Raw genomic sequence first — 14,898 nt, 5'->3', positions numbered from 1 at the left:
CATGGGTAAGCAAGAGGACTTCGTCCTGCGCGCTCTCGAGGAGCGTGACGTCCGGTTCGTGCGGCTGTGGTTCACCGACGTGCTGGGCTTCCTCAAGTCCGTCGCGGTGGCGCCGGCCGAGCTCGAGGGCGCCTTCTCCGAGGGCATCGGCTTCGACGGCTCGGCGATCGAGGGCTTCGCGCGGGTCTACGAGGCCGACATGCTCGCGCTGCCCGACCCGACCACCTTCCAGATCCTGCCGTGGCGCAGCACCGAGGGGCCGGCGACGGCCCGGATGTTCTGCGACATCGTGATGCCGGACGGCTCCGCGTCGTACGCCGATCCGCGCAACGTCCTCAAGCGGACCCTCGGCAAGGCGGCCGAGCAGGGCTTCACCTTCTACACCCACCCCGAGATCGAGTTCTACCTGTTCAAGGACGAGCCGGGCTCGGGCGACGAGCCGGTGCCGATCGACCGCAGCGGCTACTTCGACCACGCCGCGCACTCCCACGGCTCCGACTTCCGCCGCGAGGCGATCACCATGCTCGAGGCGATGGGCATCTCGGTGGAGTTCAGCCACCACGAGGGCGGTCCCGGCCAGCAGGAGATCGACCTGCGCTACGCCGACGCGCTCACCACCGCCGACAACATCATGACCTTCCGCACGGTCATCCGGGAGGTCGCGCTCAGCCAGGGGATCTGGGCCACGTTCATGCCCAAGCCCTTCACCACCCACCCGGGCTCTGGCATGCACACCCACCTGTCGCTGTTCGAGGGCGACCAGAACGCCTTCTACGAGGCCGGTGCGGAGTACCAGCTCTCGAAGACCGGGCGCCAGTTCATCGCCGGCATCCTGCGCCACGCCAGCGAGATCAGCGTCGTGACCAACCAGTGGGTCAACTCCTACAAGCGGATGATGTTCGGTGGCGAGGCGCCGTCGTACATCTGCTGGGGCCACAACAACCGCTCCGCCATGGTCCGGGTGCCGATGTACAAGCCGATGAAGGGCCAGTCGACCCGGGTCGAGCTGCGCACCATCGACTCGGCGTGCAACCCCTACCTCGCCTACGCCGCCGTGCTGGCCGCCGGGCTCAAGGGCATCGAGAACGACTACGAGCTCCCGCGCGAGGCCGAGGACGACGTGTGGGCGCTGACCGAGCGCGAACGCCGCAGCCTCGGCATCGAGCCGCTGCCCAAGAGCCTGCACGACGCGATCGCGATCGCCGAGCACTCCGAGCTGCTCGCCGAGACGCTGGGGGAGCAGGTCTTCGACTACTTCCTGCGCAACAAGCGGGCCGAGTGGGACGAGTACCGCGGCCAGGTCTCGGCCTTCGAGCGCGACCGGATGCTCCCGGTCCTCTGATCGCGGGGCGTCGGGCATGAACCGGACGTCGCAGCGCACCGAGCTGCTCCGGCTCGGGTTCGTCGACCTCGACCGGGCGGTGGCCGACCTCGACCGGCTCGGGCCGGGCGGCACGGACCTCCTCGCGCTGCTGGGCCGCACGGCCGACCCGGATGCCGCGCTGCAGGGCCTGGTCCGTCTCGCCGACGCGGTCGGGGGGCCTCGGGAGCGGGCCGAGCTGCTCGCCGCTGTCCGCGACGACGAGGGTACGGCGATGCGGCTGCTCTGCGTCCTGGGCGCGAGCGCCGCGCTCGCCGACCACCTGGCCACCCATCCGGCGCAGTGGCGTGAGCTCGCGGATCCCGCGCTCGGGTCCACCCGGCCGGCGGCCTGGGCGGTGCGTGCCTCCCTCATCGAGGCGGTCACCGACAAGCCCGACCAGGCGGCGGTCGACGCGCTGCGGGTGGAGTACCGCCGCCACCTGCTGCGGCTCGCGGCCCGCGACCTGACCCACCACCTCGGCGTCGACGACGCCGCGGCCGAGCTGTCCGACCTCGCGGCCGGGACCCTGGACGCGGCGCTGGTCGTGGCCCGGGCTCGGGTGGGGGAGCTGGCGGCCGGCGTACGGCTGGCGGTGGTGGCGATGGGCAAGTGCGGCGGGCACGAGCTCAACTACGTCTCCGACGTCGACGTGCTCTTCGTCCACGAGGGCGACGAGCGGGTGGCGGCGCGGCTGGCCGCGCAGATGATGCAGGTCTGCGCCGACCACACCGCCGAGGGCACGATCTGGCCGGTCGACGCGGCGTTGCGGCCCGAGGGCAAGGCGGGGCCGTTGAGCCGGACCCTGGCCAGCCACGAGAGCTACTACGAGCGCTGGGCCGAGCCGTGGGAGTTCCAGGCGCTGCTCAAGGCGCGCCCGGTGGCCGGCGACCTCGAGCTGGGGCGCGAGTTCACCGCGATGGTCGCGCCGATGGTGTGGTCCGCCGCGGACCGCGAGGGCTTCGTCGATGCCGCACGCGCGATGCGGCGCCGGGTGCTCGACCACATCCCGGCCCGCGAGGCCGACCGGCAGCTCAAGCTCGGCGCGGGCGGGCTGCGCGACGTGGAGTTCGCCGTCCAGCTGCTGCAGCTCGTCCACGGCCGCGCCGACGAGTCGATCCGCCCGGCCACGACCCTGAGCGCGCTGACGCGGCTGACCGAGGGCGGCTACGTCGGCCGCGAGGACGGCGAGTCCCTGCACCGCGCCTACGCGTTCCTGCGCCAGCTGGAGCACCGCATCCAGCTGCACCGGCTGCAGCGCACCCACGTCGTGCCCTCCGACGAGGCGGCGCTGCGGCGGCTGGGGCGCAGCCTCGGCTTCTTCAAGGAGTCGCAGAAGCTGCTCGAGGAGACCTGGCAGGACCACCGCCGCGAGGTCAGCCGGCTGCACCAGAAGATCTTCTACCGCCCCCTCCTCACCGCCGTCGCGCGGATCGGCGCCGACGAGGTGCGGCTCTCCTCGGAGGCCGCGGGCGCCCGCCTCGCCGCCCTCGGGTACGCCGACCCGCAGGCCGCGCTGCGCAACCTGGAGGCGCTGACCAGCGGCGTCAGCCGCACCGCCGCCATCCAGCGCACCCTGCTGCCCGCGATGCTGCAGTGGTTCGCCGAGTGCCCCGACCCCGACGGCGGCCTGTTCGGCTTCCGTCGGATCAGCGAGGCGCTCGGGCGCACCCCGTGGTACCTCTCCACCCTGCGCGACGAGGGCGAGGCCGCCGAGCGGCTGGCCCACCTGCTGGCCACCTCGCGCTACTGCACCGACCTGCTCGAGCGCGAGCCGGCGGGCGTCCGACTGCTCGGGGGCGACCTGCACCCGCTCGGCTCGGCGGCGCTGACCGACGAGATGCTCGCGACCGGCGGACGCCAGGAGGGCTTCGAGAAGGGCGTGCGGGCCGTGCGTGCCGTACGCCGTCGCGAGCTGCTGCGCATCGCCGCCGGCGACGTCCTCGGCCTGATCGACGTCGCCGACGTCGGCTTCGCGCTCACCCGGCTCACCGACGCCACGCTGGAGGCCACGCTGCGCGGTGCGATCGAGTCGACCGCCCGTTCGCGGGGCATCGCGGTCGTGCCCACGAGGATGGCGATCGTCGCCATGGGTCGCTACGGCGGCTTCGAGCTCTCCTACGGCAGCGACGCCGACGTGCTCTTCGTGCACGACCCGGTCGAGGGCGCGGACGCCCACGAGGCCACCACCTTCGCGCGGCTGGTCGCCGAGGAGGTGCGCCGCGTGCTCGCCGTACCCGGGCCGGACCCGGCGCTCGTCGTGGACGCGGACCTGCGCCCCGAGGGCCGCCAGGGCCCGCTGGTCCGCACCCTCGACGCGTACGCCGCCTACTACGCCAAGTGGTCGCACGTCTGGGAGGCCCAGGCGCTGCTGCGCGCCGACGCAGTCGTCGGCGACCTCGACCTGCGCGAGCGGTTCACGGCGTTGATCGACCCGCTGCGCTACCCGGCCGGCGGGCTGACCGACGACGACGTCGTCGAGGTACGCCGGATCAAGGGGCGCGTCGACAAGGAGCGGCTCCCGCGCGGCGCCGACCCCGCCCTCCACCTCAAGCTCGGGCGTGGGGGACTGGCCGACATCGAGTGGACCGTCCAGCTGCTCCAGCTGCGCCACGGCGCCGAGCTCCCCGGCCTGCGCACCACCCAGACCCTCGCCGCCCTCACCGCCGCCGCCGAAGCCGGGCTGATCACCCACGACGACGCGCTGACCCTCGGCGCCTCCTGGCGCCTGGCGACCCGGGTCCGCAACGCCGTCCTGCTCGCCCGGGGCCGGGCGGGCGACGAGTTCCCGCGCACCGTGCTCGAGCGCCGCGCGGTCGCCGGGATCCTCGGCTACCAGCCCACCGAGACCGACCGGCTGCTCGACGACTACCTGCGCGTCACCCGGCATGCGCATGCCGTGGTGGACCGGGTGTTCTGGGAGTGAAATAGGCGCCGGGCCGCGACCTCTGGGGGGGTCGGTCGCGGCCCGACACCGCACATCATAGACACATCACCGGAACGTTGGGGCCAGAAGGGGGCGGTTGACCTGACACATGTCCACATTCGCCGTCGCGGCGCCCGCCCCGGGGCAGGTCGAGTCGGCAACGTCACGCTGTTCAGATACCTGTGACGACCAGTAACGTCTTCGGTACCGACTCCGGAGGTACGCCATGCTCCTCGTTGCTGAACCCACCGCGCCGCCGGCCGGCGGCGCCGCGCTCGACCAGGTCCTGATCGCGGCGGGCGCCTTCGCCGCGATCTACATCCCGCTGGGGATCTTCCTGCTGCGCGAACGCGAGGGCAAGCCGACCCTGCTGGGGCGGCTGGCCGACCGCGTCGCCGCGCTCGACGGACTCCCGCGGTGGGCCGGGCTGCCGGGTTACCTGGCGCTGGTCTCGCTGATCGCGTGCGCGTTCGGCGTCTACTGGGACGTCCCGATCCACATGCAGAACGGGCGTGACGAGGGGCCGCTGGCCAACCCGTCGCACTTCCCGATCATGTTCGGCATCTTCGGGTTCCTGGCCTCCGGTGTCATCTCGGCCGGTCTCGCGAAGGCGCCGCTGCCGCGTCGTACCGTCCGGCTGACGCCGAGGTGGCGGGTGCCGATGGGCACCCTGGTGCTGCTCGGCGCCGGCTTGATCGCCGCCGCCGGGTTCCCGGCCGACGACGTGTGGCACCGGCTGTTCGGGCAGGACGTCACCGAGTGGGGGCCGACCCACGTGATGATGATCGGCGGCGCGGTGACCTGCGTGCTGGCGCTGCCGCTGCTCTACGCCGAGGCGGCCCAGGTCGGACGGCCGCCGTTCCACGGCAGGATGACGCGGCTGGTGATGACCGTCGTGATCGGCCTCTGCATCATCCCGGTGGCCTTCCTCATGGAGTTCGACCTCGGCGTGCCGCAGTTCCCGGCGACCACGCTGTTCGTCATCTCCGGCTTCCTGACCGGCTGGATCTTCGTCGCCGGCCGGATCTTCCTGGGGCGTGGCGGCGCCCTCGTCACGTGGGCGACGTACATCGGGATCCGGGTGCTGATCTACGCGATCACGCTGCCGGTGCCCGACATCCATCGCGCGCACTGGCTGCTGTTCCTCGGCCCGGCGCTGTGCATCGAGCTGCTCGCGCTGGTGTGGCGCGAGCGCGGGCCGCTCTTCGCCGGGGTCGCCGGCCTGCTCGCCGGGACTCTCGGACTGGCGACGGAGTGGTGGTGGATGGATGCCTTCCTGCCCTACCCGCTGCCGCCCGACGCCTCCCAGATGCCGCTGATGCTGGCCATCGGCGGCGTCGCAGGAGTCGGCGGCGGCCTGCTCGGCTGGTCCTTCGCCCGCCACGTCGAGCGGATCGGCGACCTCGGGCCGAGCACCGAGCCGGGCAGTGTCGCGGGCCCGGTCCGGGCCCGGTGGGTCGGTACGACGGGCACGCTGGTGTTCATCGGGCTGATGGCCGTCTTCGCGGCCCCCGCGGGCGCGGGCGAGGTCGACGTGGTCAAGCAGTGCGACGGCGACGCGTGCCGCACGACCTACCAGCCGGTCGACGGGACCGGCGTGATCATGGGCCATGTCTCGTACGACGACGACTGCATCGGCACCCAGGGCTGCACCGCCGTCGTGACGGTGCGGGCCGATCCCGACGACGTGGACGACGCGATCTGGTTCTCCGCGCTGGCCTACCAGGGCAAGAAGGAGCCGGAGTCCCAGCGGCTCGGTGACGGCGTGCTCAGCGTCGCGATGGAGCCGACCGGGCGGGCCGGGGAGTACCGCAGTGCCGAGCCGCTGCCGCTCTACGGCCGCTGGAAGGTGCTGGTCCGGCTGCACCTGCCGCTGCGCACCCTGGTGTCGATCCCCGTGCACATGCCGGCCGACACCGCGATCAAGGGGCCCGCGGCCGGCCTGGTCCAGGTCGACGACGACACCGACGTCGCCTTCGTGCACGAGCCGTTCATGCTCCAGCGCGAGCGCAAGCCGGACGTGCCGGTGTGGCTGTGGACGACCATGTACGGCGTCGTCATCGCCTCGTGGCTCGGCCTGCTCGCGTTCTACGGCTGGTTGTTCGCCTCGGCGGCCGGGCCGGCCACGACCTCGATCGTGCCGAGGGACTCGATCTCGAGTCGGTAGCCGCTGCCGGGGACGAGCGGTTCGGCGTCGGTGAGCGCGCCGGCGAGGATGAGCGCGCCGGCCGGGAGCGTCTCGCCGCGGGCCTCGAGGTGGTGGGTGAGGTGGACGAGCGCGGCGTACGGGTCGCCGAGGATCGCCGCGCCGGTCGCCTCATGCCGGACCTCGCCGTCGACGGTGACCGTGCAGTGCAGCTCGCCGAGGTCGGGTACGCCGGCCGCCGGGTGCAGGTCGCCGACGATCACCCCGGCGGCGCTGGTGTTGTCGGCGACGACGTCGGCGAACCGGAACCGGTAGTCGGCGTACCGCGAGTCGATGACCTCTGCGGCGATGCCCACGGAGGCGACGGCTGCGCGGGCCTGCTCCGGGGTGAGTGCGGCGCGGACGCGGTGGGCGAGGACGAACGCGATCTCGGGCTCGATCCGCGGCTGGATCCAGGTGTCGAGTGCCGCCCCGACGGCGTCGGGCCCGAGGCGCATCGCGTCGGTGAGGAAGCCGATCACCGGCTCCTCGACGCCCATCCGCGCCTGCTTGGCCGGGCTGGTCAGCCCGAGCTTGGCCCCGATCGGTGTCTCGCCGTGTGCAAGGCGGGTCCCGCGGTCGTGGTCCTGGACGGCGTAGGCCCAGTCGGCGTCGAGGTCCGGGTGCGTCGTGGTGAAGGCCGGCAGGGGAGTGCGGGTGGCTCGCGCGTGGGCGAGGGTGGCGGCTGCGGCGGCGGGATCGAGGGTCACGGAGCCATCATCACTCCCATTTGGTTGAAGATTCAAGTATATTGAGGACGTGACCTTGTCCCCTGAGCCCGTCGTGGTCCGCCGCGGAAGCGACGACCCCACGGCGCCGGTCGTCGTCCTGCTGCACGGTCGCGGCGCCGACGAGGCCTCGATCATCGGCCTCGCCGACCACCTTCCGGCCGGCCCGTCGTATGTCGCCGTGCGGGCGCCGATCGCCGAGGGCGGCGGCTACGCATGGTTCGCCAACCGCGGGATCGGCCGCCCGGTCGCGACCTCGCTGGCACAGACCATGGGCTGGTTCCGGGCCTGGCTCGACGCGGAGCACCCCGACGGTGCCGCGGGAGGGCCGGTCGTGCTCGTCGGGTTCAGCGGCGGCGCGGCCTTCGCGGGCGGACTGCTGCTCGCTCACCCGGGGCGCTTCGCCGGCGCCGCGATCCTGCACGGCACGCTGCCGTTCGACGCAGGAGTGCCCGTGGCGCCGGGCAGGCTGGCTGGCGTGCCCGTGTTCGTGGCGCTGGGCGATGCCGACCTGGTCATCCCGCGCGAGCTGCTCGATGCGACCTGGGCCTACCTCACCGGTGACGCGGGCTCGGTCACCACGACCTGGCGCGACGCCGGTGGGCACGGGATGTCGGCAGGCGCCGTAGCGGCGCTCGGTGAGTGGCTGACGCATCTCTGACGCCTTCGGGGGAGTCCTCGCGGCAGGGAGTTGCGACTGTTCAGGCGGCGTAGTCGCCGGCGAGCGTGACGGCCTGGTGGGCGTACACGTGGTACTCGGCCTGGGTGATGGGTCGGGTGCCGCCGCCGGTCACGAGCCTGTAGAGGCCGTTGGGTGTGCCCCAGATCCACTTGTCGGGTCCGAGCTGCAGCACCGTGTAGCCGGCGACGTGGGTCTTGGCTCGGTGGTGGTGCCGGGTGATTGGGGTGTCGTTGTGATCGCCGGTCTGGCCGGGTGGTCCGTGCTTGTCGTAGGCGACGGTGTGGTCGTGGTCCGGCGGTCGGCCGCACTTGGCGAAGAGGCCGGTGGCGTGGGGGAACACGTCCCCGATCGTGCGTAGCTGGGTGCGGTGCTTGACGTCGGTGGGGTGCTCGTAGCTGTTGACCGACCGTCCGGTGTGGAGGTCGATGACGGGCTGGACGGTGATGGTCGCGTGCCGGCGGAGCAGGTCGGAAACCTGGGTGAGGAGTCGGGGGCCGAGGTTCTCGACCCGGGCGAGGGGTCCGAACGCGCCGGTGTCGGTGAGGGAGACGTGGACGACGATCTCCGCGGCCCGGCGGGGGTCTCGTGACGGTTGCTGCGCAACCTCCTCGACCTCCGAGGTGTCGTCGATGCCGTGGAGGAACGCGAGGACGGCTGCGGGGTCGGCGAGCATCGCGAACGCCTCGGCCCGCCAGTGGTCCATGTCCAGCGGCTCCGCGCCCACGGGAACGTCGGCGTGCTCGGCCAGAGCGGCAGCGAGGTCGTCGACCGTGTGCTGGTGGGCGAGGGCGTCGGCCTCGTCGAGCCGGGCGAACACGGTCCCGATACCGGCAGTGTTGACCGCATCGTTGTCGTCGGCCTGGGAGCCCGGGCGGGGCTTGGGGTACCAGGCACCCTTGTCGTTCTGGTTCTTGTCGATCCGGGTCTGATGAGCGACCGGGTCGGCCTCGATCACCTTGGCCTCGGCGATGGCAAGGATCCGCGACGGCGACTGGTCCAGAGCAGCTGCGACGGCGGTGTCGACGAGCGCAACTCGGTGGCGGTCGAGCGCGCGGGACATCCGTGCGACCCGCCGCACCACCCACACTTCGCACCGGCCGGACTTCACGCCTTCCCATACGGCGGGGAGGCGGTGGCGCAGGTCGAACGCATCGGCCAGCGCGCCACGGGTCGCGAGCACGTGCTCGTGCCGGGCGATCGCCATCTCCACCAGCGCGAGGTCGGCGACCTCCGGAGTCCCGTCCCCACCCAACGAGATGAGCCGCGGACCACCGAACCGGACCGGGACCGCGCCGGGCTCGGCCTGCGGGTCACCCGAGTGCAGGTCGGCCCACGCGAGCAGCAGCTCGAGCTGCCTGACCTCGTGGAGCCGGCGGATCCGGACGCCGTCCTCGGCCGCGTGGAGCAACTGCTCCGGCGTGACGTTGGAGGGCTCCGAGATCATGCATCGATCCTATCGCACATATGTTCGAATGACGAGGCCCGTTGCGGACTTTCCCCTTGTTTCTAGGGAGTTTTCGACCGCGCGCGAACCGTCGCCCGACCGGGGAACCCAGCCACCTCCCGACGTTCTCGTCGCTGCTTTCGGAACGCGACCGGTTACGCCACCGAAGCCCGCGGACAGTTCGCGCCGATGGCCCGGAGGTTTCGAGGCTCGTCGCTGGCGCTCCTCGCACCTCAACCGTCGGCCGAGGTCGGTTGCGGTGGTGTCGTGACGGTCGCTGCACGACCTCCTCGACCTCCGGGCGCGGACCGCGGCCCGACCGCGGAAACCAGCCACCTCCCGACCTTCTTCGTCGCTGCCTTTCGGAACGCAACCACCTACGCCACCGAAGCCCGCGGACAGGCCACGCGACCAGCCCGGTGGTGTCGAGGCTCGTCGCTGGCGCTCCTCGCGCCTCGACCAGCGAGGGAGAGCTGGCGTTTTGTCGCACATCAGCGCCCGGAGCCGGTGGGCGAGGGCCGAGAGGTCAGCGCGGTCCGTCGGGGTAGATGCTGCGCGTCTCCGCCCGCTCGTAGCCACGCGGCAGGTAGTCGCGGACCCAGATCTTCGGCAGTGCCTTGGCGACCGAGAGCGTCACGTAGACCATCGTGTTGATCGCGACGAACGCGGCGAGGACGGCGAACGCGTGCGAGCGCACCAGCGACTCGGGGAAGAGGATGCCGAGGGTGGAGAGCAGTGGGGCGCTCATGCGTCCACCTCCTGCCGCGCGGGAGCGGGCGTGTGGTTGCCCCACTGCGCGTTGCGGCCGAGGGACATGTCGATGATCCCCTTGAGGTAGACGATGTCGAGGAACAGGGCGTAGAAGAGCTCGGGGAACAGCGTGGCGGCGAGGATCCGCGCCTTCCACCCGCCGCGCCACACGGTCGCGACCCGCTCGATCGTGAAGACCAGGCCGGTGCCGACCCAGAACGGGAACCACACCCAGTGGTCGAAGGACAATGCCATGAGCAGCATCAGGAACAGGTAGGCGAACAGGGCGATCACGCCGTACCCGATGCCGAGCTGCTGGGCCCAGTAGCGGAAGGTGGAGGGCCGCAGGCCGTACTCGCCGAGGTTCTCCAACGCGCCGCGCTGCCAGCGCAGTCGCTGCGCCCACAGCGTGCGCCAGGTGCTCATCACCTCGGTGACGACGGTGCAGTCGGACGGCGAGATGATCAGCCCACCGAGGGACTTGAGGGCCAGGGTGATCTCGTTGTCCTCGGTGAGGACGAGGGTGTCGTAGACGTCCCCGGGTACGCCGGGCAGCAGCTTGCCGCGCTCGGCGGCGATGGTGCGCAGGGCGCGTGGGCGGAACACGGTCGCCGTGCCGGTGAGCACGAACACCTGGCCGCGGCGGCGGCGTAGGTCGCGCGCGTAGCGGGTGTACTCGTTGCGCTGGAACTGTCCGATCAGGCCGCTGCCGTCCTCGCCGTAGAAGAGGCCGCCGACGGCCATCAGGGCCCGGTCCGCGGTCATCCGGCGTACGACGGACGCGAGGAAGCCGTCGTCGAGCACGGTGTCGGCGTCCATCACCATGACCAGGTCGTTCTCGCCCTGGGCGGGCAGGATCTGGGCCAGGGCCTGGTTGAGCGCGCCGGCCTTCTTGTGCTTGTTGCCCACGCTCTCGATCACCTCGGCGCCGCAGCGGCGCGCGATGGCCACCGTGTCGTCGGTGCAGTTGTCGGCGACGACGACGATCCGCTCGGGCGAGCGCGACTGGGCGGTGAGCGAGGCGAGGGTGGCGGCGATGCCCTGGGCCTCGTTGTGGGCCGGCACCAGCACGGTCAAGGTGACCTCGCCGTGGAACACGCCGCGGGTCTCGGCCATCACGTGGCGTGGCGAGAGGGGCAGCTGCGCGTCGTCGTCGCTGCGCCGGGCCTTGTTGGCGATGCGGCGCTCGAGCGTCGCGACACCGGCGGCGAAGAGCAGGGCGAGGCCGGCGGCCGCGGCCAGTGTCGGCACGGTGGGCGCCTCGGTGTCGTACAGCACGTGCCACGCGCCGAGAACCAGGCCTTCGGACGGCGTCGCCCGCCCGTGGGCGGTGTCCGAGACCGACCACCACAACAGGCCGGCACCGGCCAGAGCCGTCCCGAGAATGAGCAGTCCTACTGCCCGCTGCAACCAGCGCACGAGATCCCCTTCCCTCCGGCTCGACCCTAGGCAGACGGGACGCGAAAGTTCGAGGAACGGCGCGATGCCGTCCGATCGACAGCCCGATCCGGGACCATGGTCCCGATCCCCTCCGATCCTCCGGTCCCGGGCCGAACGGATCGGCATGCTCCGTGACCCGACCGACGACGAGCGACTCCGGCTCATCATCGAGGCCGTGCCGAGCGCGATGGTGCTCGTCAACGCGTGCGGGCGGATCGTGCTGGTCAACTCCGAGGCCGAGCGAGCCTTCGGCTACACCCGCGAGGAGCTGCTCGCGCTCGGTGTCGAGGACCTGATGCCCGAGCGGTTCCGGGAGCGACACGGCCATGAGCGCACGACGTACGCCGCCCGTCCGGACCGCCGTGCGATGGGTGTGGGACGCGAGCTCTTCGGTCTGCGGAGCGACGGCACCGAGATGCCCATCGAGATCGGCCTCAACCCGATCACCGTGGGGGAGGGGCGCTATGTCCTCGCCTCGATCATCGACATCACCGAGCGGCTGCGCGGTCAGGAGGCGCTGGTCGTCGCGCGGGAGGACGCGCTGCGCCGCTCGATCCTCGACACCATGCCGTTCAGCATCATCGCGACCGACGCCAGCGGCCGGATCCGGACCGCCAACCCGGCCGCGGCGGACCTGGTCGGCCGCGCCCAGGACGAGCTGATCGGGCGCTCGCTGGTCCAGATCGACGGGTCCCAGCGCCAGCTCTACCCCGACGGGACGCCGGTGCTCGCCCACGCGCTGGGCGACGAGGCCGAGTGGACCTACCGGCGCAAGGACGGCAGCACGGTGCCGGTGCACGAGTGGATCGTGCCGCTGGCGCCGCAGGACGGTGCGCCGGGTGGCTTCCTCGTGGTCGCCTACGACATCACGCAGCGGATCGAGGCGCGGGAGCGGATCGAGCACATCGTCACCCACGACAGCCTGACCAACCTGCCCAACCGTTCCCTGCTCGTGCGACACCTCGACCAGGCGCTCGAGCGGGCCGAGCGCGACGCCACCGAGCTGGCGCTGGTGCTCATCGACCTCGACCAGTTCAAGCGGATCAACGACTCGCTGGGCCACCACATCGGCGACGAGCTGCTCATCGTCGTCGCCGAGCGGCTCCTGGCGTGGACCCGCTCCGACGACCTCGTCTCCCGACTGGGGGGTGACGAGTTCGTGATCGTTCTGGAGGACCTGGTCCCCGGCACCGACCTGGACCGGCGGCTGGAGGACCTGATGACCGACGTGCTCGCGCCGGTCGTCGTGCACGGCTACGAGCTCGCGGTCACGGCCAGTGTCGGCGGGACGCGCTGCCCGGCCGACGGCCGGGACGCGGCCACCCTGCTGAAGAACGTCGACATCGCGATGTACCAGGCCAAGGCCGCGGGGCGCAACGAGATCCGCTGGTACCAGCCGGCGATGCTCGAGGAGAACAACGACCGGCTCGCGCTCTCGGCCGCACTGCGCCAGGCGCTGGAGCAGGACGAGCTCTCGCTGGTCTACCAGCCCCAGGTCGACCTGCTCAGCGGCGAGGTGGTCGGCGTCGAGGCGCTCGCCCGCTGGACCAGCCCGACCCTGGGCCCGGTGCCGCCCGACCGGTTCATCCCCGTCGCCGAGGACGGCGGCATGATCGCCCAGCTCGGCGGTTGGGTCCTCGCGACGGCGTGCACGGCGCTCGCCGGGGTCCAGGACCAGATCGGCCGCCCCCTGCGCCTGGCCGTCAATGTCTCGCCGCGCCAGCTGCGCGGCCGCGCCTGGCTCGACGAGATCGCCGCCGCGATCGACCTCGCCGGCATCCAGCCCTCCCAGCTCGAGGTCGAGATCACCGAGGGCCTGCTCATCGAGGACCACGGCGACGTCGTCGCGATGCTCGAGTCGCTGCGCTCGCTCGGCGTCTCGATCGTGGTCGACGACTTCGGCCGCGGCTACAGCAGCCTCGCCTACCTGACCCGGTTCCCGATCGACAAGCTCAAGATCGACCGCTCCTTCGTCCAGGAGATCAGTACCGCCGAGAACGCCGCCATCGTGGACGCGATCATCGTGATGGCCCACGCGCTCGGCATGACGGTGGTCGCCGAGGGGGTCGAGACGCCCGCGCAGGAGCAGTACCTGCGCGAGCGCGGCTGCGACGAGGTGCAGGGCTACCTCTACAGCCCCGGCGTCCCGGCCGGGTCACTGGAGATGGTGACCCGGGCGCTGTCGCGTCAGTAGGACCTGGGCAGTCCCAGCATCTGGGTCCCGATGTGGGCGAGCACGAGCTCCTCGGCGACGGGGATGTTCTTGGCGATCCGGGCGTCGCGGAAGATCCGCTCGACCGGGTACTCCTTCGAGTACGCCATCCCGCCCAGCGTCTGGAAGGCCTGGTTGGCGGCCTCCCAGCCGACCTGGGCGCCGGTCAGCTTGGCGACATTGGCCTCGTTGCCGCAGGGCCGGCCCTGGTCGAAGAGCCAGGCGGCCTGGTAGGTCATCAACCGGCCCAGCTCGGCCTTGGCCTTGATCTGGGCGAGCGGGAACTGCAGGCCCTGGTTGGCGCCGATGGGGCGGCCGAACACCTCGCGCTCGCGGGCGTAGTCACAGGCGATCCGCAGGGCGGCGTCCGCCGTACCGATGCCGCCGGAGGCAGCGAGGATCCGCTCCGGGTTGAGCACGTCCCACAGGACGGCGAACCCCGCGTCGACCTCGCCGATCACGTTGACGGCGGGCACGCGGACGTCGTCGAAGAAGACCTGGCTGGAGTGCAGGATGTTGCTGCCCATCTTGGGGATCGGCGTGTACGACAGGGTGCCGTCGGCCAGGGCCTGCTTCACGTCGACGAGGAGGAGCGTGAACCCGGCCGTGCGCGGCAGTCCGCGCTCGCGGGTCTCCGCGGCCGGGATGGTGCGGGTGACGGCGACCATCCAGTCGGCGTTCTCGACGTTGGAGATCCAGACCTTCTGGCCCTTGATCACGAACTCGTCGCCGTCACGGCGGGCGGCGGTCCTGATCTCGATCGCGTTGCTGCCGGCATCCGGCTCGGTGAGTGCGAGGCAGAACTGCACGTCACCGGTGGCGAGGCCGGGGAGGATCCGCTGCTTCTGCTCGTCGGTGCCGTGCCGGGTCAGCGTCATCGCGCCGAAGCCGGGCGTGGTGACGTAGAAGAAGGTGCCGGCGACGCCACCGGAGGCGCACAGCGTCATGTTGGCCACGGCCAGCTCGAGCAGGCCCTGCCCGCCGCCGCCGTACTCCTCGGGGACACACAGCCCGAACCAGCCGCCGTTGCCGAGGTCGTCGAAGACCTCCTGCGGGAAGCGGTGCTCCTCCTCGCAGCGCGACCAGTACGCGTGGTCGTAGCGCGCGGAGACGGCGGCGACGCCCTCGCGGACGGCGAGGGCGCTCTCGGGCAGGTCGAAGTCCATCGGTG

Annotated in this window: 10 protein-coding genes; 5 read left to right on the top strand and 5 right to left on the bottom strand. The window is 71.8% G+C overall.

Annotation, left to right across the window (positions count from 1 at the left end; genetic code table 11):
- Nucleotide 1: 1 nt before the first annotated feature.
- The 3 genes from FBY23_RS17280 to FBY23_RS17270 all read left to right on the top strand — a co-directional run bounded on the left by FBY23_RS17280 (nucleotide 2) and on the right by FBY23_RS17270 (nucleotide 6,453).
- Nucleotides 2–1,342, top strand: coding sequence for a glutamine synthetase family protein (locus FBY23_RS17280; protein WP_141799275.1), 1,341 nt, complete (start codon nucleotides 2–4; stop codon nucleotides 1,340–1,342).
- Between the two features lie 16 nt (nucleotides 1,343–1,358).
- Nucleotides 1,359–4,286: a bifunctional [glutamine synthetase] adenylyltransferase/[glutamine synthetase]-adenylyl-L-tyrosine phosphorylase gene (locus FBY23_RS17275; protein ID WP_141799274.1), complete on the top strand. Its 2,928-nt coding sequence runs from the start codon at nucleotides 1,359–1,361 to the stop codon at nucleotides 4,284–4,286.
- 226 nt (nucleotides 4,287–4,512) lie between these two features.
- Complete coding sequence (locus tag FBY23_RS17270) at nucleotides 4,513–6,453, top strand: ABC transporter permease (RefSeq protein WP_141799273.1); 1,941 nt, start codon at nucleotides 4,513–4,515, stop codon at nucleotides 6,451–6,453.
- On the opposite strand, the gene FBY23_RS17265 is transcribed toward FBY23_RS17270, so the two are convergent.
- A complete protein-coding gene (locus FBY23_RS17265; protein ID WP_160158277.1) occupies nucleotides 6,375–7,181 on the bottom strand; it encodes a 2-keto-4-pentenoate hydratase in 807 nt (268 codons plus the stop codon). The genes FBY23_RS17270 and FBY23_RS17265 overlap by 79 nt on opposite strands.
- Nucleotides 7,182–7,230: 49 nt before the next feature.
- Here FBY23_RS17265 and FBY23_RS17260 point away from each other — a divergent pair, with 49 nt between their 5' ends.
- A complete protein-coding gene (locus FBY23_RS17260) occupies nucleotides 7,231–7,860 on the top strand; it encodes an alpha/beta hydrolase (protein WP_141799271.1) in 630 nt (209 codons plus the stop codon).
- A gap of 40 nt (nucleotides 7,861–7,900) precedes the next feature.
- On the opposite strand, the gene FBY23_RS17255 is transcribed toward FBY23_RS17260, so the two are convergent.
- The 3 genes from FBY23_RS17255 to FBY23_RS17245 form a co-directional block, all read right to left on the bottom strand.
- A complete protein-coding gene (locus FBY23_RS17255) occupies nucleotides 7,901–9,325 on the bottom strand; it encodes a hypothetical protein (RefSeq protein WP_141799270.1) in 1,425 nt (474 codons plus the stop codon).
- Nucleotides 9,326–9,851: 526 nt separating this feature from the next.
- Nucleotides 9,852–10,073, bottom strand: coding sequence for a hypothetical protein (locus FBY23_RS17250; RefSeq protein ID WP_222117857.1), 222 nt, complete (start codon nucleotides 10,071–10,073; stop codon nucleotides 9,852–9,854).
- Nucleotides 10,070–11,494, bottom strand: coding sequence for a glycosyltransferase family 2 protein (locus FBY23_RS17245; protein ID WP_222117856.1), 1,425 nt, complete (start codon nucleotides 11,492–11,494; stop codon nucleotides 10,070–10,072). Before FBY23_RS17245 ends, FBY23_RS17250 begins: the two co-directional genes overlap by 4 nt.
- 145 nt (nucleotides 11,495–11,639) lie before the next feature.
- On the opposite strand from FBY23_RS17245, the gene FBY23_RS17240 reads away from it, so the two are divergent.
- On the top strand, nucleotides 11,640–13,709 hold the full coding sequence (locus tag FBY23_RS17240; protein ID WP_160158276.1) for a bifunctional diguanylate cyclase/phosphodiesterase: 2,070 nt from the start codon (nucleotides 11,640–11,642) through the stop codon (nucleotides 13,707–13,709).
- Here the strand turns inward: FBY23_RS17240 and FBY23_RS17235 are convergent.
- Complete coding sequence (locus FBY23_RS17235) at nucleotides 13,703–14,893, bottom strand: acyl-CoA dehydrogenase family protein (protein WP_141799267.1); 1,191 nt, start codon at nucleotides 14,891–14,893, stop codon at nucleotides 13,703–13,705. The two genes, FBY23_RS17240 and FBY23_RS17235, sit on opposite strands and share 7 nt — an antisense overlap.
- Nucleotides 14,894–14,898 lie beyond the last annotated feature (5 nt).

The organism is Nocardioides sp. SLBN-35 (assembly GCF_006715725.1).
GTDB lineage: Bacteria > Actinomycetota > Actinomycetes > Propionibacteriales > Nocardioidaceae > Nocardioides.
Note: the sequence above shows the minus strand (reverse complement) of the source record. Positions and strands in the feature narration are given on the sequence as shown.